Annotated in this window: 17 protein-coding genes; 7 read left to right on the top strand and 10 right to left on the bottom strand. The window is 71.3% G+C overall.

What is annotated here, in order from left to right; translation table 11 throughout:
• Nucleotides 1-504: 504 nt before the first annotated feature.
• Nucleotides 505-1176, top strand: coding sequence for a hypothetical protein (locus DVK07_RS04370; protein ID WP_121595927.1), 672 nt, complete (start codon nt 505-507; stop codon nt 1174-1176).
• 26 nt (nt 1177-1202) lie between these two features.
• Here DVK07_RS04370 and DVK07_RS04365 read toward each other — a convergent pair whose 3' ends face one another.
• A complete protein-coding gene (locus tag DVK07_RS04365) occupies nt 1203-1505 on the bottom strand; it encodes a hypothetical protein (RefSeq protein WP_121595909.1) in 303 nt (100 codons plus the stop codon).
• Nucleotides 1506-1655: 150 nt separating this feature from the next.
• On the opposite strand from DVK07_RS04365, the gene DVK07_RS04360 reads away from it, so the two are divergent.
• On the top strand, nt 1656-2543 hold the full coding sequence (locus DVK07_RS04360; RefSeq protein WP_121595908.1) for a DMT family transporter: 888 nt from the start codon (nt 1656-1658) through the stop codon (nt 2541-2543).
• 60 nt (nt 2544-2603) lie between these two features.
• A complete protein-coding gene (locus tag DVK07_RS04355; RefSeq protein ID WP_121595907.1) occupies nt 2604-4181 on the top strand; it encodes an ATP-binding protein in 1578 nt (525 codons plus the stop codon).
• A 31-nt stretch (nt 4182-4212) separates the two neighbouring features.
• On the opposite strand, the gene DVK07_RS04350 is transcribed toward DVK07_RS04355, so the two are convergent.
• The gene (locus tag DVK07_RS04350; protein ID WP_121595906.1) at nt 4213-4713 is read right to left on the bottom strand and encodes an SRPBCC family protein; all 501 of its coding nucleotides are present in this window, start codon (nt 4711-4713) and stop codon (nt 4213-4215) included.
• Nucleotides 4714-4806: 93 nt separating this feature from the next.
• On the opposite strand from DVK07_RS04350, the gene DVK07_RS04345 reads away from it, so the two are divergent.
• Both DVK07_RS04345 and DVK07_RS04340 read left to right on the top strand, forming a co-directional pair.
• The gene (locus DVK07_RS04345; protein WP_121595905.1) at nt 4807-5733 is read left to right on the top strand and encodes a DNA-3-methyladenine glycosylase; all 927 of its coding nucleotides are present in this window, start codon (nt 4807-4809) and stop codon (nt 5731-5733) included.
• Nucleotides 5734-5801: 68 nt separating this feature from the next.
• Nucleotides 5802-6245, top strand: coding sequence for a DUF555 domain-containing protein (locus tag DVK07_RS04340; RefSeq protein WP_121595904.1), 444 nt, complete (start codon nt 5802-5804; stop codon nt 6243-6245).
• Nucleotides 6246-6308: 63 nt separating this feature from the next.
• On the opposite strand, the gene DVK07_RS04335 is transcribed toward DVK07_RS04340, so the two are convergent.
• The 5 genes from DVK07_RS04335 to DVK07_RS04315 form a co-directional block, all read right to left on the bottom strand.
• On the bottom strand, nt 6309-6542 hold the full coding sequence (locus tag DVK07_RS04335; protein ID WP_004598519.1) for a UPF0058 family protein: 234 nt from the start codon (nt 6540-6542) through the stop codon (nt 6309-6311).
• A gap of 240 nt (nt 6543-6782) precedes the next feature.
• Nucleotides 6783-6962 (bottom strand): hypothetical protein, encoded by a 180-nt coding sequence (locus tag DVK07_RS04330; RefSeq protein ID WP_121595903.1) that lies wholly within the window; start codon nt 6960-6962, stop codon nt 6783-6785.
• Nucleotides 6963-7074: 112 nt separating this feature from the next.
• Nucleotides 7075-8127, bottom strand: coding sequence for a transcription initiation factor IIB family protein (locus tag DVK07_RS04325; protein ID WP_121595902.1), 1053 nt, complete (start codon nt 8125-8127; stop codon nt 7075-7077).
• A 260-nt stretch (nt 8128-8387) separates the two neighbouring features.
• Nucleotides 8388-9701, bottom strand: a complete 1314-nt coding sequence (locus DVK07_RS04320) for a Zn-dependent hydrolase (RefSeq protein WP_121595901.1) — start codon at nt 9699-9701, stop codon at nt 8388-8390.
• 89 nt (nt 9702-9790) lie between these two features.
• Nucleotides 9791-10120, bottom strand: a complete 330-nt coding sequence (locus tag DVK07_RS04315; protein ID WP_121595900.1) for a hypothetical protein — start codon at nt 10118-10120, stop codon at nt 9791-9793.
• 95 nt (nt 10121-10215) lie between these two features.
• Here DVK07_RS04315 and DVK07_RS04310 point away from each other — a divergent pair, with 95 nt between their 5' ends.
• A complete protein-coding gene (locus DVK07_RS04310) occupies nt 10216-10428 on the top strand; it encodes a PLDc N-terminal domain-containing protein (RefSeq protein ID WP_049897417.1) in 213 nt (70 codons plus the stop codon).
• Between the two features lie 81 nt (nt 10429-10509).
• On the opposite strand, the gene DVK07_RS04305 is transcribed toward DVK07_RS04310, so the two are convergent.
• The 3 genes from DVK07_RS04305 to malA all read right to left on the bottom strand — a co-directional run bounded on the left by DVK07_RS04305 (nt 10510) and on the right by malA (nt 15243).
• Nucleotides 10510-11538, bottom strand: a complete 1029-nt coding sequence (locus tag DVK07_RS04305; protein WP_121595899.1) for a sodium:calcium antiporter — start codon at nt 11536-11538, stop codon at nt 10510-10512.
• 3 nt (nt 11539-11541) lie between these two features.
• Nucleotides 11542-13032, bottom strand: coding sequence for a 4-alpha-glucanotransferase (gene malQ, locus DVK07_RS04300; protein WP_121595898.1), 1491 nt, complete (start codon nt 13030-13032; stop codon nt 11542-11544).
• Nucleotides 13033-13131: 99 nt separating this feature from the next.
• Entirely contained in the window at nt 13132-15243 is a 2112-nt protein-coding gene (gene malA / locus DVK07_RS04295) for an alpha-amylase MalA (protein ID WP_121595897.1), read from the bottom strand.
• Nucleotides 15244-15405: 162 nt separating this feature from the next.
• Between malA and DVK07_RS04290 the strand changes: the two genes are divergently transcribed.
• Complete coding sequence (locus tag DVK07_RS04290) at nt 15406-20139, top strand: glycoside hydrolase family 15 protein (protein WP_199719413.1); 4734 nt, start codon at nt 15406-15408, stop codon at nt 20137-20139.
• Nucleotides 20140-20150 lie beyond the last annotated feature (11 nt).

Here is a 20150-nt window from a genome sequence, read left to right as displayed (position 1 = left end):
ACTGGAGTGAGCGATCCTCTGGGAACCACGAGTCGCCGCCTGCCCACTCATACGGGAGTATTCCCACCAAGCCCACGGACAGCGCGTCCGTGGGCTTTTTTCATATCCAGCGACCCACCGCGCTCGCGATTCACTCGCTTTCGCCGACTATCGGCCGGTGACCCCGGTTGCGTGTTCCGTGACCGTTGGGAATTTACTGATCTTGGGGCTCGGTCGGCACTGGTCCGCGGACGACTCACCGCGCTCGGCTGATCGTCTCGCGGGGTGACGTATCAGTACTAATAGTTCCATCCGTAAGTTTATCACTTTTGTCGATGAACCCAACGTATCGTGGATAGATCGAACGGTACGGTACGACTGTTCTGTGGCGGCCAGCCGTCGGTTCGCGACGGGGTCGCCTCGGACCGTGTCGTGTCCGTGTTGTTCGGAACTGACGTCGAGGCGTGGCGGAGCGGATGGGAGCGAAGGCCGGCGGGGCCGCCGACGCGGGAGGCGGTCGTTGACGTGAACGGTATCGCTCGGAGCGGGGCCGTCGCGTCGACACAGGTGGTACCGAACAACGGGCTCGCGTACACCGTACTCGGCCGCGACGCCGAGAGCAGGCGAGTTCTCGACGCCGTGGATGACCACTTCGACGGGGTCCCCTCGGGAACGGTGGACGTGGTAATCGACGACGTCGCGCCGGTCGCCGCTCGGGATGGCGTCGATGCCGCCGTCGCGTTCGCGGACCAGCTCCTCGGCCGGTTCGAGGGCCGAGCGAACCGGGTCGCGATCGGATGTACCTTCGAGGGGTCCGCGGAGCTGCTGTCGCGCCTCGGCGACCGCGTCGACGCACTCGTCGGAACGGACCCGGTCGCGACGGCGGCGGTCGAACGGCTCTCCCGCGACGACCCCACGACCTTCGGATACGTCCGCCGTCACTGGGTCGAGGCCAAGCGCGGCATCGAGACGTGCGACCGCAACTACCCGCAGTCGAAACAGGTCCACGCCGCGCTGACCGACCCGGAGACGACGCCGCGGACGCTGGGTGCGACGCTGTCGGGACTGGTCACGCTCGGCGCGCTGGAGACGTGGGGGGACACCGTGGGACCGACCCGATACGACCTCACCGCGTACCGGCCGGAGCGGGCGTGGGCGGTCGGCGCCGCGCTCGAAGCGGGCGCCCCCGAGGAGTGAAACGGTCGCGGCGCTGACTCGGTCCGTCAGTCGCCCGCATCGTCTCGACCGTCGGGCGACGCGACGGGGTTGAGGTCGGTCTCGACCACGGTGCCGTCAGGTTCGAGCGTCACGCTCCCGAGGGCAGCGGTCTCACCGGTTTCGTACCGCGCAGCGACGGCCTCAAGGGTCGGGCGGCGGTCGAGTCGCTCCCACACGGCCTCCGCGACGAGCGACTGGAACGCCTCGGGGTCGGTCCACCCGGCGTCGATATCGGAAGGGACGCCGACGACGACTCGGAGTTCCGTCTCGGCGACGCGGATGCCGACGCCGAACGTGTCCGCACACATGAGCGGTGGTTCGCGCCGGGGTGTGAAATCACCGTCGGCGTCGTCCGTTGGCGTCGTCCGTCGGGGGAGAGCGAGAGGGCACCTCGCCGTGCCGGCGGGTCAGCTCTCGAAACCGGTAAGCGCCCGTCGCTCAAACGACCACGGGATCCGATGAGTTCGAAGCCGGCGGTGTCGCCGAAGGCGGGTTTAGCGGCCGCGGTCGCCGCGGTGAGCGCGGGCGCGATCCTCGTCCGTCTGAGCGACGCGCCGAGCTCGGTCGCCGCCTTCTACCGAGTGCTGTTCACGACCCTGCCGCTGGCCGCGATAGCGGCGTGGCGGTACCGCGGGGAGTTCGCGCGGATCCGGTCTCGCGACCTCGCGTTCGCGGTGCTGTCCGGGGTCGCGCTCGCGGTCCACTTCGCGGCCTGGTTCGAGAGCCTCCGGTGGACGAGCGTCGCCGCGAGCGTGACGCTCGTTCAAGCGCAGCCGGTGTTCGTCTCGATCGGCGCGTGGCTGCTGTTGCGCGAACGCGTCACGCGCCGGATGGCCGCGGGCATCGCGGTCGCCGTCGGCGGGATGGCCTCGATGTCGCTCGGCGACTTCCTCGCCGGCGTGGCGGTCGGTCCTCGTCCGCTGTACGGCAACGCGCTGGCGCTCGCGGGCGCCGTCGCCGCCGCGGCCTACGTGCTGACCGGTCGCTCGCTTCGGCAGCGCATCTCGCTTATTCCCTACGTCACCGTCGTGTACGGCGTCTGCGTGGTCGTTCTGCTCGCGTTCGTCCTCGCCGCGGGACACCCCCTCACGGGATATCCCGCCCGGGAGTGGCTCCTGTTCGCCGGGCTCGCGGTCGGGCCGGGACTGCTCGGCCACACCGTCCTCAACTGGGCGCTCGCGCATCTCGAGTCGAGCGTCGTCTCCGTGTCGCTGCTCGGCGAACCGGTCGGTGCGACGCTGCTCGCGGTCGCGCTGCTGTCGGAGACGCCCACCCCCGCGACGATAGCCGGCGGATGCGTCGTCCTCGCCGGTATCTACGTCACCGCGACGGCGGCTCAGTCGTAGCGTTTTCAGCACCGATATTTTGGGGTGAACGTTGAAGCCACCCGAACGAGTGAACCGGATATGGACCGGCGAACGGTCGTCGCGTTCGTGGGCGAGGACCCGAGCGCGAGCGAACGCGTGTCCCGAGCGGTCGACGCCGTCTGGGGCGGCCCGAGGGGACCGGAACTCCGCGTGTTCGTTCCGACAGACCTAGACGACGACCGCGACGGCGAGGACCCGCTGAACGAGACGTGCGGCGTCGTTGTCACCGCCGCGGCCACGACCGAGGATCGGGTAACGGAGCGGCTCGCGGCGCTCCCGTCGAACGTGCCGGTGATCGCGCTCGTCGAGGACGCGACGCCGACGACGGTCAGGGCCCTGCTCGCGGCCGACGCAGACGACATAGTCGACGCCGGCGACTGGGCGTCCGACCCAGACGAGATCGACGCGACCCACCCGCTCGCCGAACGGCTCGCGAGCCGACTGGACCCCGACCGCGTCCGACTCGGCGGCGACGACGTCGGCCGTCTCTCCGAGGTGTTGCTCGACGCCGGAACGACGCTGATGAGCACCCGCACCGACGAGGTCGGGACGAAGATCGAGTGGACGATGGAGAACGTCGGCGAACACGCCGAGCTCGATCGGATCGTCTGTTACCGGGAGGATGGCGGGCAGTTCGTCCCCGCGTACGGCTGGTGTCCCGACGGGTCCGAGCCGGAACCGAGGCCGTTCGAGGCGTTTCCGGACCCCGAAACGCTGTCGACGTTCGGTAACGTCGAGCGAGGATCCGTCCCTGCCGGGAACGCGGACGGCGAAGGCGACGAGGTTCAGGTCGCGGAATCGCCGGCGACGGTTCACGTCCCGCTCGTCGTCGACTGGGAGCTGAGCGGGATCGTCGCGTTCGAGTCCGACGACCCCCGCGCCTGGGCGGACGACGAGGTCGACCTGTACCGCACCCTCGGCGACCTGATCGCGCACACGATCGCGCGCAACGACCGCAGGACGGCGCTCCGCCGGCAGGCGGAACAGCTGGAACAGTTCAGCGCGGTCGTCTCACACGACCTGCGGAACCCGCTGAACGTGCTCTCGGGCTACCTGTCGCTCTCCGAAGACGAACTCGCTCCCTCTCGGTACGACGCCATGAGCGGCGCGGTCGACCGCATGGAAACGCTGATCGACGACCTGCTCATGCTCGCGCGGCGAGGCGAGACGATCGGAGAGACTGAGCCGGTCCCGATCGCGGCCGTCGCGGAGGAGGCGTGGGGGTCGGTGCGCGCGCCCGACGCGACGCTCACGATCGCTGGCGAGGTCGGCCGCGTCGAGGCCGACCCGGGTCGGCTCCGGCAGGCCTTAGAGAACCTCTTCCGGAACGCCGTCGACCACGGCGGCCCGGAGGTGTCGATAGAGGTCGGCCCGCTCACCGCGGACGGCGGCGTCGGCGGGATGTACGTCGCGGACGACGGGCCCGGGATCCCGGTCGAACTCGCCGACACGGTCTTCGATTCGGGCGTCTCGTCGGCAGACAGTTCCGGGATCGGACTGGCTATCGTCGACCGGATCGTCGAGGCGCACGAGTGGGATATCGAGGCCCGAAACGACGACGGCGCCGTCTTCGAACTCACGTTCGGCGCTGACGCGACCCGGGTCGCGGCGCCGTGAGGATCGGACAGTCAAGCCGCCGCGGCGGAGTTCAGCTCTCGGCGAACCGCTCGGCTGTCCGGCGGTGCCGGTCGCGGAACATCCCCTCGAACCCGACCTTCGCCATCGGTCCGACCGCGTCGCCGAGCGGGCCGAGCGGCAGCCGATAGGCGACCGTGTCGACGAGGAGGGTCTCGTCGCCGTCGGCGTAGAACGCGTGGGTGTGTTCCCACCGCCGGAACGGACCGCCTTCCATCTCGTCGACGAACCGAGCGGAGCGCTCGGGCGGCGTCGTCCCGTCGGGCTCGCGCTCGACGATCCGCGAGGTCCACCGCTGGCGCGGTCCGGCCCCGAACGGCCGGATCGACATCTCGATCTCCGAACCGGCGACGAGGACCTCCGGGTCGGGCGACCCGTCCGGCCCGGTGACGCCACCCACGCGGAGCCGCATCCAGTCCGGAGTGAGCTCTCGCAGTCCGTCGACCGTGGAGTGAAACTCCCACACGTCTTCGATCGGGGCCGGCACCCGAGTCGTCCGCCTGTACGTCGGCATACGTCAGATACGGGTCGCGCGGACAAAAACCCGTCCTCGGCGGCGGTTCGGGGACCGAAACCCGCATGCCCGCGCGCGCCGTGAGACGAGACGATGGAACGCGGGGCGATCGACGTCGGCGATCTGGCTGGACCGTTCGACCTACAGGCGACCCTCGAGAGCGGACAGAGCTACCTCTGGAACCGCGCGGACGGCGAGACGTACGACGATCTGCACGCGCACGGCGGCGACGCGTGGTACGAGACCGTCGTCGACCCGATCCCCGGCGTGACCGAGGAGCGCGTCGCGGTCCGGGTCCGACAGGAGGGCGGCGTCCACGACGGGACGCTCCGCTGGGAGGCGTCGACGGACGCCGAGCCGCTGTTGACGAACCTGCTCCGGCTGGACGACGACCTCGACGCGATCCTCGACGCCACGCCGGACCTCCCGCTCTTGGAGCGCGCGTACGACGCCTACGAGGGAATGCGGCTGACCCGCGACCCCGTCTTCCCCTGTCTGATCTCGTTCATCTGTTCGGCGCAGATGCGGGTCGCCCGCATCCACGGGATGCAGCGACGGCTCCGGGAGACGTACGGCGACGCCGTCGCGCTCGGCGACGAGACGTATCGGGCCTTCCCGACGCCCGAGCAGTTGGCCGCGCGCACCGAGGAGGAACTCCGCGACCTCTCCTTGGGCTACCGCGCGCCGTACGTCCGGCGCACCGCGGAGATGATCGCGACGGGTGAGGCCGACCCGCTGGAGGCGGTCGATCTCCCCTACGAGGAGGCCCGCGAGTCGCTCACCCGCTTCGTCGGCGTCGGGGACAAGGTCGCGGACTGCGTGCTGCTGTTCTCGCTGGGGTTCCTCGAAGCGGTGCCGCTCGACACCTGGATCCGCACCACGATCGAGGAGTACTACCCCGACTGCGACCGCGGGGGCTACGCCGAGACCTCCCGGGCGATCCGCGAGCGCTTCGGCGGGGAGTTCGCCGGCTACGCGCAGACGTACGTGTTCTACTACCTCCGTGCCGGCGGCGAGTGACTGATTCGTCTCTCGGAAAGCGCTTCGGCCGAAGTTTGATACTCGTTCGCGTGGTATCGACACGCGTGATGGACTGTCGAGTCGTCGTCGAGGCCGCGGTTCCGGTGTACGACGTGGACACCGCCGACGAGGCGGTCCGGATCGCCATCTCGAAGACCGGCGAGATGCTCAACCCGGATCTCAACTACGTCGAAATCGACACGGGGACGCGGACGTCGCCGAGCGGCGAGCGGCTCGACCCGGCGTTCGTCGCGGCCGACGAGGCGCTCGTCGCCTTGGAGCTTCAGATGGACGTGTTCAACGTCGACCGCGACGAACACGCCAGCCGCGTCGCGCGCAAGGAGATCGGTAAGCGCCTCCGAAACATCCCGCTGAAAGTGCTTTCCGTCACCGAGATCGATTCCGCGGAGAGCGACCGCACGGAGGAGTCCGCGCCCCCGGAGGAGACCTCCGAGTCGGATGGTGTCAGGGACGACGCCGGAGACGGTACCGGAGAGGACACCGAGTACTGAGCGACGGTCGCGACGCTGGTCGGCGTTCGGACGGTCGGCGAGGAGCAGCGCGCAGTAGACGTCTCAGTCGGCCGTCGGGGCCAGCGGCTCCGATTCCGACGACTCCATCGGCTCGGTGATTCCCTCAGTCAGCTTGAAAACGGCCGCTTTGTGGTCGGTCTTCGACTTGTGAATCGATGTCGGCTTCACGCCCAGTTCCTCGTAGGCTTCGAGGTCGACGTCGTCGTCCCAGAACTCGCACTGTTTTCGTACCTCCGCGAGGAGACCGTGAAGATGGATGAGCTCCTGCTTCTTCATGAGTACCAGTCCTTTGCTACCGGAGGTTTATATTATTATCTTGAGTCACGTTACCACACCGTTCGCGTATTTCGCGAGTAGCGGGGCGGAGAAGTGGGTTCTCGATAGATCGATCAGGATCGTTTTCGGAGGTTCGCGGCGACGCGCGAAGCGAGCGAAAGGCGTCACTGCGCAGTCAGTGAGTTCTCGATCGGGAGGGCGGCCCGGGGTCGGTTCGGCGGCGGCTGGCTCCGCCGCGCGTCACTGGAACTGCTTGACGGCCTCGAGGTCGCGTTCCGTTCGCATGAACTCGGTCAGGCGACGCGTCGCGTGACACGCCGGACAGCTGAAGTTAGACCGAAGATCCTGAAGTTCGGCGGGATTGTCCTGCCACTCCTTGCCGCACTCCGGACAGACGAGTCTGACGAACGCGTCAACCATGTCACCGTGTACAGCCGGCCGCGTTAAAAACGTAGGTGCCGACGAGGTGCCGGCCGTCGCGGCGAGGTCCGAGCGTCGAACATCCGACGTCGAATCGGCACGTTGCGGCGCGTCAGGCGTTCACGGTACCGCTCGCCTCGAGCAGCTCCTTGTATCGGTTCCGGATGGTGACCTCCGAGACGTCGGCGACCTCGGACACTTGGCTCTGGGTCACCTTCTCGTTCGACAGCAGCGCCGCGGCGTAGACGGCGGCGGCGGCGAGTCCGACCGGCGACTTGCCGCTCGTGATCCCCGCGCTCGCGGCGTCGTCGAGCAGTTCGCGGGCGCGCCGTTCGGTCTCGTCCGAGAGGTCGAGCCGGGAGACGAACCGCGGGACGTAGCTCGTCGGGTCCGCGGGCTGGACGCGCAGTCCGAGCTCGCGAACGACGTAGCGGTACGTCCGGGTGAGCTCCATCTTCTCCACCCGGGAGACCGCCGTGAACTCGTCGAGGCTTCGGGGGTTCCCCACCTGCCGCGCGGCGGCGTACAGCGCCGCGGTCGCGACGCCCTCGATGGAGCGTCCGGGCAAGAGGTTCTCGCTCAGCGCGCGGCGGTAGATGACGGAGGCGGTCTCGCGGACGTTGTCCGGGAGGCCGAGCGCGGAGGCCATCCGGTCGATCTCGCCGAGGGCCTGTTTCAGGTTGCGCTCCTTGGAGTCGCGGGTGCGGAACCGCTCGTTCCACGTCCGCAGCCGCTGCATCCGGCGCCGCTGTCGGCCCGAAAGCGACTTGCCGTAGGCGTCTTTGTCCTGCCAGCCGATGTTCGTCGAGAGCCCCTTGTCGTGCATCATGTTCGTCGTCGGGGCCCCGACCCGGGACTTGCTGTCCCGCTCGCCGGAGTTGAACGCGCGCCACTCCGGCCCGCGGTCGACCGAGTCCTCCTCGACGACGAGCCCGCAGTCGCTGCACACCGTCTCGCCGTGTTCCGTGTCCGTCGCGAGTCGGCCGCCGCACTCGGGGCAGGTCGTGGTCCGCTCGCGCTCGCCCTCCGTGCGCTCCTCGACGTCCGCCGACTTCTCCGCGTCCGCCTTCGTTCGCGTGCGCTCGCCGCTCGCGGGCGCGTCGCCCGGGTCCGCGAGTCGCTCTCGTTCCGTTCCGCCGTCGCTGTAGGTGTCTGTCTCTGTCATGGGTTTGCTCCGACGATCCCCCGACGAAAATACAGCGAGGTCCGCGAATCGCCAGTCTGTTAACGTGTAGTTAGTCTCAAGAGTATATAAATATGTCGCTAACGGAGTGGGTAGATATTCACGGAAACCGTCCTAATACCCCGTTTTCCTCGACATCGTGGCTCGGCGACACCGGTGAGCCTCCGAAGGCGTCCACTCACGACGACGTATATACTTCACTCCCTGCGCCGACTCCGTTGTCTCCGCCACCGGCCCGACCGTCACCGCTCGTCGACGGCGACGCGCGCGAGCGCGCCCGCCAGGACCTCCGTCGCGGCGGCGCAGTCCGCCCAGTCGGTCCACTCGCGGGGGTTGTGCGAGATTCCGTCCCGCGAGGGAGCGAAGAGCAGCGACGCGTCGGTGACGCGCGCGACCCGCATCGCGTCGTGGGCGGCGCCCGAGTGGAGGTCGATCGCCTCGCGCCCGGCCGCGTCGGCGGCGTCGTGGGCGGCCTCGCGGAGGCGGTCGCTCATCGGTGTCGGCGCCACGTCGAACGGCCGCTCGAACTCGGTCTCGACCCCTCGCTCGCGCTCCAGCCGGGCCAGCGAGTCGCCCGCGGCGTCGACGATCGCCTCCATCGACTCGGCCTCGACGTCGCGAATATCGACGCCGGCCTCGACGCGGCCGGGGACGACGTTGGTCGCGTTCGGCTCGACCGACAGCGACCCGACGGTGCCGACCGCCGAGGGCGACGAGGAGTCGACGACCTCGTTCGCGGCGGCCTCGACGTCCAACACGAACTCGCTCGCGGCCGCGAGCGCGTCCGTCCGCTCGTCCATCGCGGTCGCGCCCGCGTGGTTCGCCTCTCCCTCGATTTCCGCCTCGCAGTGGGTGATTCCCGTGATCGTCGTCACGACGCCGGCCGCCGCGCCCGCGTCCTCCAGCGTCGTGTCCTGCTCGACGTGGAGCTCGTAGAACGCCGCCCACGACGCGGGATCGAGCGTCGTCGGGTCGCCGTCGGCGTCGGTCGGCGTGGCGGCGTCGACCCCGCTCCCGCCGCGGTAGCCGATCCGGTCGAGCGCCTCGCCGAGCGTCTCGCCCTCCGGGTTCGTCAGCGCGAGGGCTTCGTCGAGCGACAGCTCACCGGTCGCGACGGACGAGCCCAGCAGGCCGTTGCCGAACGTGCCCCCCTCCTCCTCGGTGAAGCTCACGACGCCGACCGGGCGCTCGGGTTCGAACCCGTCGTCGCGCATCGCGCGAACGGCCTCCAGCGCGGCGTAGACGCCGAGCGGGCCGTCGAAGATTCCGCCCTCGGGGACGCTGTCGAGGTGGCTCCCCGAGACGACCGGCGCCGCGTCCGGGTCGGCGCTCTCCGGCGTCCACGTCCCGAGGACGTTCCCGACGGCGTCGACCGTCACGTCGAGGCCGGCGTCGCGGAGTCGCTCCACCAGCCGGTCCCTCGCCCGCCGATTGGCTTCGGTCCCCGTCCGATTCGTTCGCGCGTGCGCCTCGGGGTCGTCCGTCTCGACGCGGCCGAACGCCGCGTTCGCCTCGATGTCCGCCCGGAGCCGGTCCGCGTCGACTGGGAGCTTCATACCGGACCCGAGCGCCGCGGGATCAAAACGGTTCGGGCTCCGGTGGGGTTCCCCGCGTCGCCCGGGTCGCCCCCGGCTCGGTCCCGTCACTATCCGCGCCGCGCGAGCCAGTAGCCGGCCGACCCCAGTCCGAGTCCGGCCGCGAACGCGCGTCTCGACGCCGGACCGTCGACGGATCGGTCGACAGCGACGCCGATCGCCGTCCACGCCAGCGCGATCCCGAGGCTCCGCCCCGGTCCGCTCCGGAACCGCCGACAGCCCGCGACCGCCCGCGCGTGCCGGTAGAGGTAGCCGGCCGCGAAGCCGACCGCCAGCGGACCGGCTCGCACCTCGCCGTCGGCGATCCCCCACCACGCGAGGGGCACACCGACGACGAGGCCTTCGATCGCGGCGCCGACCGCGCGCACCGCGTTCACCATGCCACACGTTCACGCTCAACGCGAAAATCGGTTACGCCGATCCGCAGTCGCGGATCCGAAAACACTTGTCCGGGGGCGTTCTGCTTTCGGCCGGCATGTCCCCGTTGCTCCTCCAAGGCGCGGCCGCCGGGATCGCCCTGCTGATCAGCCTCGTCTTCCTTGTCGTCCACCTCGCGATGATCGTGTGGACCTACTCGGACGCGGAGTCGCGCAGCGACCACCCGCCCGTCCTCTGGGCGCTCGTGGTGTTCTTCGCGCCGATTCTCGGTCTGTTGCTATACCTCATCATCGGGCGGAACTCCTACTGACCCCTCGTCGTACAGCCGACAGACGGTGTCGCGGCCGTCCGGCGACCGGTGCCCGAGACCGACCGACGACCGCGACGGGCCTCACACGCCCCTGAGCACGCTCGTCGCTCCGACGCTCTCGGCGACGACCCACGCGACGAACAGCCCGTAGGCCGCGAGCAGCGCGTACGACTCGCGCTCGTCGAGCGCGAGGCTCGTCCGGAGCGTCACGAACAGCAGGACGGTCGCGACGGTCAACACGCCGAGCATCGGCACCGCCGTCGAGAAGTTGACGGCGACCTCGCCGACGATAAGGACGCCGAGCGGGATCGCGACGAGCAGGTCGAAGGTGTTCGACCCGAGGACGTTCCCGAGGCTCGTCGTCCCACGGTTCTCGCGCGCGGTCCGGACGCTCACCAGCGTGTCCGGCAGGCTCGTCGCGGCGGCGACGACCGTGACGCCGGCGAGGAACTCGGGGACGCCGAAGGTGACGCCGAGGGACTCGACCGACGCGACGAGCCGCTCGACCGTGACGACGATGAGCCCGAGCCCGGCCGCCAGCTTCCCCCACTCGCGGCGGACGTCGACCCCGTCGCGAACGCGCTCGATCCCCGCGTCGTCGACGTCCTGGTACTGGATGAAGAGGTACAGCCCGTACAGCCCGAGCGGGATGACCGCGAGCGAGCGCGGCATCGTCCCGACGATCGGATCCGTCGACACGGGGAAGTAGATGACCGCGAGCGCGAACGTCACGACCAGCGCCGACACCGCGAGCATGTAGAACTGCGCCTCCTTGTACACGATCGCCCGGTTGGCCTCCAGATCGCTGTCGCCGCTCAGCCCCGACGCGGCCGGGATAACGAGGACGTTGAAGATGGCCGACCCGACCAACGCGCCCACGCCCATGTCGAAGACGCCGGTGAGGGCGGTGACCAGCACGCTCACGAGCTCCGGGAAGCTCGACCCGACCGCGACGACGACCGAGCCCTGGACCACGGCCGGGAGCCCGTAGTACCCGGAGAGCGCCTCGGCGGCCTCCTCTAACCAGCCGCTCCCGAGCCAGATGAACCCGGTCGCGGCGACGACGACGAGGGCGTGGACGACCGGCGCGTCGGGGAGGGCTCCCGTCACGGCTCAACGCACGTGTCTCCCGCCCAGTTCCCACAGGCGGTCGGCGATCGCGTCGTCGAGGGCGTCGCTGGTGACCCGCCACTCCCAGTTGCCGTCGAGGGTGCCGGGCTCGTTGAACCGCGCCTCGCTCCCGCGGCCGAGCAGGTCCTGAACCGTGGTCACGGCGAGGATGGCGTCCGAACTCCACACCTCGTCGATGACCGCCCACTCGCTCGGCTCGTCGGGGTCGGAGCCGACGTTGTACCGGAAGCAGTCCCGCTGCTCGGCCGGGAGGTCCTCGAAGTAGCCGGCCCACGTGTCCGTGTCGTGCGTCGAGGTGTAGCCGACGACGCCCTCGCCGTAGTGCATCGGCTGGTACTCGTTCCCCTCCGCGCACCAGTCCGCGTACTGCGGGACGCGCATGCCGGGGAAGCCGAACTCGGCCATCAGCTCGTCCATCGCCGGCTCCTCGAACCCGAGGTCCTCGGCGATGAAGGGGGCCTGGCCGAGCTCGCGCTCGACCGTCTCGAAGAGGTCGCGGCCCGGCCCCTCGCGCCACTCGCCGTCCGCGGGGTCGTCGCTGTGGGCGGGGATCGCCCAGTACTTGACGAACCCGAGGAAGTGGTCGAGCCGCGCCACGTCCGCGAGCTCGAACAGCCGGCGGAACCGATCGAGCCACCAGTCGTACCCCGACTCGGCGAGCCGGTCCCAGTCGTACAGCGGGTTCCCCCACCGCTGCCCGTCGTCGCCGGCGTTGGGAGGGACGCCCGCGACCGCGGTCGGGCGGTTCCCCTCGTCGAGCCGGAACGCCTCGGGGCTCGCCCACACGTCGGCGGAGTCGAGCGCGACGTAGATCGGCACGTCGCCGACGATCGACACCCCCTCCTCGGCCGCGACCGCGCGCAGGTCGCGCCACTGCCGGTCGAACGTCCACTGGACGAACTCGCGGAACCGGACCTCCGACGCGTGTTCGTCGCGCGCGCCGGCGAGCGCGTCGGGGTCGCGCGTCCGCAGCGGCTCGGGCCAGTCGGTCCAGACGTCCTCCGGCCGCGCGTCGGAGAGCGCCCGGAACAGCGCGTAGTCTTCGAGCCACGGCTCGCGCTCGCGGAACTCGGCTACCGCCGCGCGGTCCTCCTCGCTCGCCCGCTCCTCGAACCGCTCGAAGGCGGTCCGCAACAGCGGCAGCTTGTACTCGCGGACCGCGTCGTAGTCGACGCGGTCGGTCGGGAACTCGGGGACCGGCTCGAGGTCGCCCTCGTCGAGCCAGCCGTCGTCGACGAGTCCCTCGGGGTCGACGAACAGCGGGTTGCCGGCGAACGCCGACGGCGACTGGTACGGCGACTCCCCGGCCGCGGAGATGGTCGGCCCGATCGGACAGATCTGCCAGTGGTCGACGCCGGCGTCGCCGAGGAACGAGAGGAACTCGCGCGCGCCCTCGCCGAGGTCGCCGATCCCGTACGCCCCCGGCAGCGAGGTGACGTGACAGAAGACGGCGTCGGAGCGGTCGAATCGCATACGCCACCCTGCGATCCCCACCGACTCAAGCGTTGCGTCCGGGGGCGTCGCGGGCGCGGCCCTCCTGTCAGCGGACCGCCGGAGGGGGCGACCGACCGCTCACTCCTCCGTGACCGGCACCACCGCCACCTCGTCGACGCGGATCCGCTCCGTCCCCTCGCCGTCCTCGACGACGCATCGCTCGTCGGTGACGAGGTCGCGCTCGCCGTGATCGACGTCGACCGCGACGCTCGCGTCGGCGGGCGCGAAGTTGAGGACGACGACGAGGTCCTCCTCGCCGTCGTGCCGACGGAACGCGACCACGTCGTCCGGGTGAACGTCGCCGCTGGCGACGACCGGCCGCTCAGAGAGGTCGCCGCTCGCGACGTGGTAGCCGACGCGCGAGAGGTCGCCTGCCGGCCCGAGCGCGGGGTGCTCGCGCCGCGTTTCGAGCAGGCGCTCGTAGCGGTCCCGGACCTCCTCGCGCGCGTGGTCCCACGCGATCGCGTCGCGGCGCCCGCGCTGGCCGATCTCCTGGCCGGCGTACACCATCGGCACGCCCGGCAGCGTCATGATCGCCGCGCCCGCGGCGGCCGCGGCCGCGTCGCCGCACTCGACGCGGTAGCGCGTCTCGTCGTGGTTCTCGATGTACTGGAGGAACTCGGCGTGGTCCGGGAACCCGATCTCGGCGCGCTGGTCGACCGCGTTGAGGACGGTCGCCGCGGGCTCGGCCCCCCGACCGACCTGTCTGAGCTGGAAGTACAGCGTCGCGTCGAAGTGGACGTCGAACATCCCCTCGTGGAAGCCGGGGATGTACGGGATCGTCTCGTCCATCAGGAGGAACTCCCGGTCGATGTCCTTCACGCGGTCGCGAAGCTCGCGCCAGAAGGAGTCGGGGACCGCCCACGCCATGTCGCAGCGGAACCCGTCGACGAGCGGCGCCCACTCGTCGATCACGTCGAGCAGGAACCGCCGCACGTCGAGGTTCGCGTGGTTCAGGTTCGCGATCAGCTCCCAGTCGAAGTAGGTCCCCGGCTCGCCGGACTCCTGCCACTCGTAGCGGTCGCGGTACGGCGAGTCGGGATTCTCGTAGGCGTCCCGGAACCACTCGTGGTCGCGCGCGGTGTGGTTGGCGACGAAGTCGAACAGCACGCGCATCCCGTGGTCGTGGGCCGTCTCGACGAGCGCCTCGAACTCCTCCCGGTCGCCGAGGTCGTCCGCGGTGTCGAAGAAGTCGACGATGTTGTAGCCGTGCGGCTTCCCGTCGTGGCCGAGGACCGGCGTGAGCCACAGGGTGTCGACGCCGAGCTCCGCGATCCGCGGGACCCGCTCGGCGATGGCGTCGAACGCCTCCCCCTCGTCGGCGTCCGCGAAGGTGCGGACGAAGATCTCGTACACCGAGGCGTCCGCGGTCCACGCCGGCGGATCGTTGAGTCGGACTGTCTCGAACTCGGGCGTGGCCGGCGTCAACACCGCCTCGCCCTCCGCCGCGTCGTCGATCGCGGACGGGCTACTGCCGACGCGCTCGACCGCCGCCGCGTCGGCGACGCTGACTCGCGGGTCCTCGCCCGGGTCCCGCGCGACCGCGACGGCGTGAACACGGAGCCGGTCCGGCACCGCGTCGAGCGGCACGCGGAGTTCGCGGCCGTCGTCGCTCACGCGGAGCGCGTCCCGCGGGTTCGCGCGCCCCGCCGCGACGGCGTCGGCAACGTCGCGGTCGTCGACGACGAACGTCACCGCCAGGTCGGCGACGTCGAGCGCGGATTCCGGATTCGGCGAGGGGACCGCGGTGAACACCGCCTCCCCGGCGTGTTCGCCCTCCCCGTCCGCCTCATCGTCGAACACGACGCTCGCGTCGACCCGCACCCGCGGGCGGCCGACCCCCTCGTGTCGCTCACGGGCGGCGTAGTCGACCGGGGCGTTGACGTCGCCCGCGTCGCGGTCGCGGATCGCGGTCCCGCTCCCGCCCGCGACGTCGACGCCCTCGTAGCTCGCCGGGAACGCGCGGACGGTGAGCAGGTGGTCGCCGTCCGGGGCGTCGAGGCCGATCAGGTACCGGCCGGGCACGTCGGGCGTGAACTCGGTCACCGCGTCGTCGCCGACGGTCGCCTCGCTGTCGGGCGGCGCGTCGGCGACGCGCCACGCGTACGCGGCGTCGGGGTCGGGGTCTCTCGGGGCGAGTTCCGTCCGCTCGCCCGTCGCGAGGAATCTGGGGGGTCCGGGGTGGTGCATGTGACGCCCATCGGCACCCGGGGCCTTCGGTGTTGCTCTTGTTTCGGTGGCGTCCGCGCGGCGACGGCAGGCGTCCCGACGCTCCCGCCCGGACCGCGGCCGGCGTCGCGCGGTCTCCGCCGCGGTCGTCAAGGCTTTTACTCCGGCCGGCGCAGACCGGGTATGCGACTGCGTACCGCCCTTACGGAGCACGAACGTCGGCGCGGGGAGCGCTATCCGGCGGAACACTCGATGACCGCCGGGGCGTTCACCGGCGACGACGGCCGACTGGTCCACGTGGGGCCGGACGGGACCGTCCACGACTGTTCGTACTCCCTCTCCGAGGTCGGCGGCGCCGACCGCCTCCGGATGGGGATAACCGCCGGGCGCGGCGTCCGCTGGTTCGACGACCTCGAGACGACCCGCCAGCACTACGACGGCGACACGCCGCTCGTCGAGACGGAGTACGACGCCGGCCGCTACACCATCCACCAGTTCGACCTCGTGGTGAGCGACACCCACCTCACCCACGTCGAGCTCCGCGGCTCGCCGCCCGCCGACGCCGAGCTCGTCGCCGCCTACGCGTTCTCGCCCGACATGGTCGAGGGCCGCGTCGGCAACATGGTCCACGACGGGGCCGGTCCCGACGACGGCGGCGTCGTCGAGGTGTATCACCGCACGGAACACGACTTCCTCACCGCCTCGACCGGCCTCTCGAACGCCCACGGCCAGCGCCTGCGGACGATCCCGGAGCTGCTCGGCGAGGCCGACGACGGCTTCCCGCACCGCGGCGAGATCGACCGCCGCGAGGACTCGCGGCTCACTCCGGACGTCGTCGTGCGCGCCCCCTTCGAGCGCGACGGGCGCACCGAGCGGGTCACGCTCGCGGGCCGCGCCGTCGTCGACCGCCGGGCCGCGCGCGACACCGGCGACGACGCGAAGGACGCGCTCACCGACGGGATCGACCGCCAGCGCCGCATCGAGACGGTCTCGAACATCGCCACCGCCTACCCCGACGCCGACGACCTCCGGGAGGCCGCGGACGGTCGCGGCCCGGACGTGCCCGAGGACGCCCCCCGCCGGTCGGTGATCGCCAGCGACCTCCGCGCGCTCGACCTGCTCACGGCGGAGTCCGGCGGCCGGATCGCCGCCCCCGAGTTCGACCCCTTCTACTCCACCTCCGGCGGCTACGGCTACACCTGGTTCCGCGACGAGGCGACGGTGTCGACCGCGCTGCTCGGCGCGAGCGAGGAGCTCGGCCTCGACGCCGACGAGGAGCTGCTCGCGGCCGCGAGCTTCTTCTGTCGGACCCAGGACGCCGACGGCTCGTGGCCCCACCGCGTGTGGGCCGACTCCGGGAAGGTCGCGCCCGGCTGGGCGAACGCCCGGATCGAGGGCGCGAACGCGACGCCCGGCCCGAACGACCAGCTCGACCAGCCGGCCACGGTCGTCGCGTTCCTCGCGACGCTGCGCCGCGAGGCGGACCTCCCGGCCGAGTGGCGCGACCGGATCGACGAGACGATCGCCGACGCCGTCGACTTCCTCTTCGAGACGATCGAAGACGACGGCCTCCCGCGCCGCTGTCAGAACTGCTGGGAGAACGCGCTCGGCCGGTTCACCCACACCGGGGCCGAGTACCTCCGGGCGTTCGCCGCGGTGGCGCGCGCGCCGGTCGACGAGGGGCTCCGCGCCGACGCCGCCGACGCCGCGGACGCGGCGCTGTCCGGCCTCGACGCGCGCTGGAACCCCGACACGGAGCGGTTCCTCCAGCGCGCCAGCGACGAGGGGCAGGACGCCCGCGCCGACGCCAGCACCTTCGCGCTCGCGACCGCGGCCGCCGAGTACGCCGCCCTGCTCGACGACGAGGCCGGAGCGGGAGACGACCCGAGCGCCGACGGCTCCGCGGCCGACGACGCCGCGACCGACGGCTCCGGCTCGATCGATCCCGTCGAGAGCAGCGAGTTCGACCGCTTCCTCGACCGCGTCAACACCCACGTCCGGCAGTCGATCGACGCGCTCCGCCGCGAGACCGCCTCGGTGGAGGGGCTCGTCAGGTTCACCGGCGACGACTGGCGCACGGCCGAACAGGGCGCCGCGAAGGTGTGGTCCATCGCGACGCTGTGGGGCGCGACCGCGGCGGCGACGCTCGCCGGCGTCGTCGAGGATCGCGGCGGCGCCGCCGGACCGCTGTTCGCCGACGCGCGCGACCTGTACGCGCTCTGCGAGCCCGACGGCCCCTTCGTCAACGAGGCGGGGCTGTTCGCGGAGCAGGCGTTCGACGACGGCGACCTCGACAGCGCGACCCCGATCGCGTGGTCGCACGCGCTCCGGATCGACGCGACGGTGACGCTGGCGAGCCACGGCGAGCTCCCGGTCCCCCACGACCGCGAGACCGGCCCCGAGGCGGCGCCGCACTGGACGACCGGTCGGAAGTTCGGCGTCGGCACGCCCGCGGACTACGAGGCCGACGAGCCGGTCCCGGTGTGGTTCACGCTCACCGAGGGGACGCTCACCGAGGCGCGGTTCCCGCGGATCGACGTGATGAACGTCCGGACGTTCGACTTCCTCGTCGCTGACCCCGACTCCGAGTACGCGATCCGCACGTTCGACGAGACGGGCCACGTCACGGCGACGGAGACGATCGAGCGGACGACGGAGCCGGCGGCCGACGACGCGCTCGCGTACGTTCAGCGGATCCGCGAGACCGGCGACGGCCACGGCCACAGCTGGACGCTCCGCGTCGAGTACGCGGTCGACACCGACGGGACGGCGATCCTCGCGGACGTCCGGTTCGAGGGGAGCCGCGAGTACGACGTGTACGCGCTCGCGGACGCGACGATCGCCAACGTCGGCACGAATGACCGCGCCGAGCGGGTCGACGGCGACGCGGGGGCCCACCTGCTCGCGCAGAAAGACGACCCCGACCGCGACGCGGGCAAGCTGGTCGACGACGAGGGCGAGCCGTTCGCCCCCGCGCTCGCCTTGGCGAGCGGCGACGGGTTCGACTGGGCCAGCGCGCTCGCGGCCGGCGGCGACGCGGCGGCCGCGCTGTTCGGCGACGGCGAGCGGGTCGAGGAGTCGTCGGAGGCGGTCGGCAACGTCGTCCTCGCCGGGCTCGTCGGGAGCGGCGAGTCGGTGTCCGACACCGTCGCGCTCGGGTTCGCCGAGGACTCGGACACCGCGGCCGCGCTCGGCGAGGCCCAGGGGGCGCTCGGCCGCGGCTTCGACGAGGCCGCTGACGCGTACGCGGAGACGTGGCGCTCGTGGCTCGCGGACCGCGACCTCCCCGACTCGGTGGCGGGCGACCCGGACCTCGCGGCGCAGTACCGCTTCGCCCTGATGACGCTGGCGGCCGTCGAGGACAAGGCCCACGACGGCGCGGGGATCGCCAGTCCCTCCGTCCCGTGGGGCGAGACGGAGTACGCCGCGGAGGACCGCGGCTACGGCTACAACTTCGTCTGGTCGCGGGACCTCTATCAGGTGTTCACGGCGCTGATCGAGATGGACGAGCTCGAACGGGGCGCCGACGCCTTGGCGTACCTGTACAACACCCAGCAGGACGACGACGGGTTCCTCCCGCAGAACACCTACATCGACGGGCGGACCCGGTGGGGCGGCGAGCAGATGGACAACATCGGGTTCCCCTCGGTGATGGCCTGGCAGCTGTACGAGCGCGGCGTGACGCTCGACGACGCCGGCTACACCTACGACCAGGTCGCCCGCTCGCTCGACTACATCGCCGATAACGGCCCCGAGACCGCTCAGGAGCGCTGGGAGGAGGAGGCCGGCTACTCGCCGTCGAGCATCGCGGCCGAGATCGCCGGCCTCGTCTGCGGCGCGGCGCTCGCGCTCGCGGAGGCCGACCGGCGCGACCGAGACGTGTCCGGGAGCGAGGCCGCGGCGTCGCCGGAGTCGCTCCGCGCCGACGCGCTCGCGTGGCTGGCGCTCGCGGACGACTGGACGGCCCGCGTCGAGGAGTGGTGCGCGACCGCGACCGGCACCGATCGCCACGAGCGGACGCCGTACTACCTCCGGATCACGGCCGACGGGAACCCCGACTCCGGCCGCCCCCGCACCATCGCCAACGACGGTCCCACCTACGACGAGCGGGAGATCGTCGACGGCGGATTCCTCGAACTCGTCCGGCTGGGGATCAAGCCCGCCGACGATCCGGTCGTCCGCAACTCCGTCTCCGTCGTCGACGACTCGATCCGGGTCGACACGCCTCACGGCGCAGCCTGGTACCGGTACGTCGGCGACGCGTACGGCGAGATAGCCGTCGGCGACCCCGGCGCGCCGTGGGCCGGCACCGGCGACGGTCGCGGGCGCCTCTGGCCGATATTCACCGGCGAGCGCGGCGAGTACGAACTGCGCGCCCGCGCCGGCGGCCCGGACGCCTTCGGCGGCACCGACGACGAGAAGCTCGAACCGGAGACCCTGCTGGAGACGATGGCCGGGTTCGGCAACTCCGGACTCATGCTCCCCGAGCAGGTGTGGGACCGCGAACACCCGACGAAGTACGGCTGGGAGTTCGGCGAGGGAACCGGGGGGGCGACCCCCCTCGCGTGGTCGATGGCCGGCTTCGTCCGGCTGGCGCACGGGGTCGACGCGGGCGAACCGGTCGAGACGCCGACGGTCGTCCGCGACCGCTACGTCGAGTCCGACCGCCCCGCCGGTCCTGACCTGACGGCCACCGCCGAGTTCGTCGAGGACTCCGTCGTCGTCTCCGGCGAGACTGACGGCGCTCGCGTGGCGGTCCACACGCGTAAGACGTCCCGCCTCGTCACCCCCGACGGCGGCGGCGCGTTCGAGGTCGGCCTCGACGCCGACACCGACGCGGACACCGTCGTCGTCGCGGCCGCGACAGACGACGACTTCGAGAACGCGGGCACCGCCGTCGAGCGGTTACGGCTGTAGCGCTTCGCCGC

It is taken from the genome of Halorubrum sp. Atlit-26R (assembly GCF_003666015.1).
Lineage (GTDB): Archaea > Halobacteriota > Halobacteria > Halobacteriales > Haloferacaceae > Halorubrum.
Note: the sequence above shows the minus strand (reverse complement) of the source record. Positions and strands in the feature narration are given on the sequence as shown.

What these genes read in the sequence shown, in the direction of transcription:
- DVK07_RS04360 (WP_121595908.1), top strand. Translation starts at nt 1,656, where the DNA reads ATGAGTTCGAAGCCGGCGGTGTCGCCGAAGGCGGGTTTAGCGGCCGCG.
- malA (WP_121595897.1), bottom strand. Translation starts at nt 15,243, where the DNA reads ATGCACCACCCCGGACCCCCCAGATTCCTCGCGACGGGCGAGCGGACG.
- DVK07_RS04335 (WP_004598519.1), bottom strand. Translation starts at nt 6,542, where the DNA reads ATGAAGAAGCAGGAGCTCATCCATCTTCACGGTCTCCTCGCGGAGGTA.
- malQ (WP_121595898.1), bottom strand. Translation starts at nt 13,032, where the DNA reads ATGCGATTCGACCGCTCCGACGCCGTCTTCTGTCACGTCACCTCGCTG.
- DVK07_RS04330 (WP_121595903.1), bottom strand. Translation starts at nt 6,962, where the DNA reads ATGGTTGACGCGTTCGTCAGACTCGTCTGTCCGGAGTGCGGCAAGGAG.
- DVK07_RS04315 (WP_121595900.1), bottom strand. Translation starts at nt 10,120, where the DNA reads ATGGTGAACGCGGTGCGCGCGGTCGGCGCCGCGATCGAAGGCCTCGTC.
- DVK07_RS04290 (WP_199719413.1), top strand. Translation starts at nt 15,406, where the DNA reads ATGCGACTGCGTACCGCCCTTACGGAGCACGAACGTCGGCGCGGGGAG.
- DVK07_RS04310 (WP_049897417.1), top strand. Translation starts at nt 10,216, where the DNA reads ATGTCCCCGTTGCTCCTCCAAGGCGCGGCCGCCGGGATCGCCCTGCTG.
- DVK07_RS04365 (WP_121595909.1), bottom strand. Translation starts at nt 1,505, where the DNA reads ATGTGTGCGGACACGTTCGGCGTCGGCATCCGCGTCGCCGAGACGGAA.
- DVK07_RS04325 (WP_121595902.1), bottom strand. Translation starts at nt 8,127, where the DNA reads ATGACAGAGACAGACACCTACAGCGACGGCGGAACGGAACGAGAGCGA.
- DVK07_RS04350 (WP_121595906.1), bottom strand. Translation starts at nt 4,713, where the DNA reads ATGCCGACGTACAGGCGGACGACTCGGGTGCCGGCCCCGATCGAAGAC.
- DVK07_RS04320 (WP_121595901.1), bottom strand. Translation starts at nt 9,701, where the DNA reads ATGAAGCTCCCAGTCGACGCGGACCGGCTCCGGGCGGACATCGAGGCG.
- DVK07_RS04345 (WP_121595905.1), top strand. Translation starts at nt 4,807, where the DNA reads ATGGAACGCGGGGCGATCGACGTCGGCGATCTGGCTGGACCGTTCGAC.
- DVK07_RS04340 (WP_121595904.1), top strand. Translation starts at nt 5,802, where the DNA reads ATGGACTGTCGAGTCGTCGTCGAGGCCGCGGTTCCGGTGTACGACGTG.
- DVK07_RS04355 (WP_121595907.1), top strand. Translation starts at nt 2,604, where the DNA reads ATGGACCGGCGAACGGTCGTCGCGTTCGTGGGCGAGGACCCGAGCGCG.